This window comes from Aestuariivirga sp. (assembly GCF_044238155.1).
GTDB lineage: Bacteria > Pseudomonadota > Alphaproteobacteria > Rhizobiales > Aestuariivirgaceae > Aestuariivirga.
In genome coordinates, this window is record NZ_JBIIDX010000235.1 from 1 (window position 1) to 2,957 (window position 2,957).

Annotated in this window: 3 protein-coding genes; 1 reads left to right on the forward strand and 2 read right to left on the reverse strand. The window is 60.1% G+C overall.

What is annotated here, in order from left to right; translation table 11 throughout:
* Positions 1-177 precede the first annotated feature (177 nt).
* Entirely contained in the window at positions 178-372 is a 195-nt protein-coding gene (locus tag ACILRN_RS16445) for a DUF1127 domain-containing protein (protein ID WP_395690042.1), read from the reverse strand.
* 419 nt (positions 373-791) lie between these two features.
* Entirely contained in the window at positions 792-1,001 is a 210-nt protein-coding gene (locus ACILRN_RS16450; RefSeq protein ID WP_395690043.1) for a cold-shock protein, read from the reverse strand.
* Between the two features lie 303 nt (positions 1,002-1,304).
* Here ACILRN_RS16450 and ACILRN_RS16455 point away from each other — a divergent pair.
* The coding region (locus ACILRN_RS16455; protein WP_395690044.1) for a M24 family metallopeptidase at positions 1,305-2,957 on the forward strand (1,653 nt) is incomplete at its 3' end.

Below are 2,957 nucleotides of genomic sequence, written 5' to 3' on the forward strand. Positions count from 1 at the left end.
CACCTATCGCAGCCGCGGGCTCATGTTCGAAACGTGCCTCCGGCGAGGCGAGTGGGGGACGCTCGTGTTCAGGAGGCCAGGCTGAGCCCGCACATGAAAAAGACGCCCGGGCGGGAGGGCACCCAGACGTCTTCATGTTGCCGGCCAGATCGCCGGCTAAACCTTCTCGCGCAACTCTCAGGCGCCCCAGACCGCCCGGGAAATTTCCGAGCGCTTCATGCCGATGTCCTCGAGAAGCCGGTCATCGAGCTGTGACAGCTGACGCTCCGCACGGCTGCGGGCAAAATAGTTGCGAACCCGGCCAAGAAGGCCCGTGCCCATGCTGTAGCCGCCGGAGTGGATGGCCTCGCGGCCGTAGGTGATCGTGCTCATGTTCTCTATCCTCTTCATCTCTCAATCAATGCTCGCTCGGAGCAACGCTTCGAGGGTCAATGCAAGATTTTAACTGCGATGCCGAACATGTAGGACGCAGTTGCAGCATAAACCATCGCTGAAAATGACCCTATTCCATGCTCTGAACGCATATCTATATATCTCGCGTTGCCCGGCGCAAACCGCCGCGTCTGGGATATGTTTTAAAGTTTGATTTTGACGACATTATTGCAGGTTAAGCCACATTTTGGCCATGGAACCTAACAGCCGGTTACTTGTCGCTTTTGATTTTTTATATGTCGTTTTGGCTGATTTTTCATGCGTCTTACGCATATGTCTTTTTCTGGATCATGTTGCGACGCAAAAACAAATGCCCGGCCTGCAGGCCGGGCATCAATCGTAAAACAGACGTGTAAGCCTCAGGCGGCGACGAGGTTACCAGCCGAGCTCCTGCCGGTGCGCTTGTCGGTCACGATCTCGAAGGAGACCTTCTGGCCCTCCTTCAGGGTGCGCAGACCGGCACGCTCCACGGCCGAAATGTGCACGAACACATCCTTGCTGCCGTTATCCGGTTGAATGAAGCCGTAGCCCTTCTGCTCGTTGAACCACTTCACAGTACCCGTATTCATGGGTTTTTCCTTACGTTGGGTTGTCGTCAGCCCTGCAAGGCCTGCAACAGCCAGAGCAAGACCATGGTCGAGAATTGGAGGAGTCTTGCGTGCGCGTCCCAACGGGTGCGAAGCGGCCAATCGTCCGGCCCAAGTTTCGATGACCAAAAATATGTAGCAAACATGCCGTTTTTGCAAGATCAATTAGAAGTGTTTGATTAACCTGGTTGCAACCATAACACATGGGCCCGGCCGGGTTGTGGCTCAGGGCCCGTCAACGGCAGAGTTTCCTGAACGGGCGTGATGCTCTAAGCGTTGCTGGTCATGACAGAACCCCATCGCCACCGTCTTCGACTGCTGCGCGCCGAACTGAAGCGGCGCAAGCTCACCGGTTTCTATGTACCCCGCGCTGATGAGTTTCAGGGGGAGTATGTCGCCCCCTATGCAGAGCGCCTCTACTGGCTCACCAATTTCCGCGGCAGCGCAGGCGTTGCGATCATCACCGAGCGGCATGCTGCGATTTTTGTTGATGGCCGCTATGTGATTCAGGTGCGCCAGCAGGTCGACGACAGGTTGTTCAGGCCCTTTCACCTCATCGAGGAGCCGCCCGCGCAGTGGATCAGCAACAACCTCAAGGCCGGCGACCGGCTTGGCTATGATCCCTGGCTGGTGACCGCCGAGCAGGCGGCCCGGCTACAGGCTGCCTGCGACAGCGTCGGGGCACAGTTCGTGCCGACATCGCCAAACCCGATCGATGCGGTCTGGCCAGAGCAGCCCGCGCGTCCGCTCGTGCCGATCACGATCCAGCCACTGAAGTTTGCAGGCGAGACCGCAGCCGCAAAGATCAAGACCATGCGCAAGGCATGCCTTGGCAAAGCGGACGCACTCGTCCTGACCCAGCCCGACAGCGTGGCATGGCTTCTCAACCTGCGCGGATTTGACGTGCCGCATACGCCGGTCGTCTCTGCCCAGGCGATCCTGCCGGGCACGGGCGAGCTGACGCTGTTCATCGATCCGCGCAAGGTGACCGGCGCAGTAAGCGCATATCTGCATGGGATTGCCGAAATCCGACCTCCTGCCGAGATCAACGCGGCACTCAAGAGGCTGGGCCGAAAGGCAGCGCGGGTGCTGATCGATCCCGCCTGGACCCCGGAGCACATCCGCCAGCTTCTGGCGGCGGCAAGGGCCGACATCATCGCCAGGCCAGACCCTGTGGCGCTGGCCAAGGCTCGCAAGAACCAGACAGAACGCGAAGGCGCGCGCCAAGCCCAGAAACGCGACGGGGTTGCCATGTGCCGCTTTCTGCACTGGCTGGAGCTGGAGGCCCCGGCCGGCCGCCTCACCGAGCTGGATGCCGCAGAGAGGCTGAAGAGCTTTCGCGACAGTTCTGGCAAGCTCAAGGATCTCTCCTTCGAAACGATACCCGCCGCGGGCCCGCACGCCGCAATTCCGCATTATCACGCGACGACCCAGTCAAACCGCAGGATCGGCCGCAATGAGATCTTCCTCATCGACTCCGGCGGGCAATACCTCGACGGTACCACAGACATTACCCGCACCGTGATCGTCGGACAGCCAACACCCGAGATGAAGGACCGCTTCACACGCGTGCTGAAGGGCATGATCGGACTGTCGGTGATCCGCTTTCCCAGGGGCACCACCGGCTCTCAGATCGATGTGCTGGCGCGCCAGACACTATGGATGGCGGGCCTCGATTTCGACCACGGCACGGGACATGGCGTGGGCGCCTACCTCTCGGTGCATGAAGGGCCGGCACGCATCAACAAGTCAGACCGCACCGCACTCGAGCCGGGCATGATCCTGTCGAACGAGCCCGGCTACTACAAGCAAGGAGCCTACGGCATCCGCATCGAGAACCTCATCATGGTGCATGAAGCCAGGCAAATCGACGGCGGCGAACGCGCGATGCTGGGCTTCGAGACCCTGACGCTGTGCCCCATCGACCGGCGGTTGATC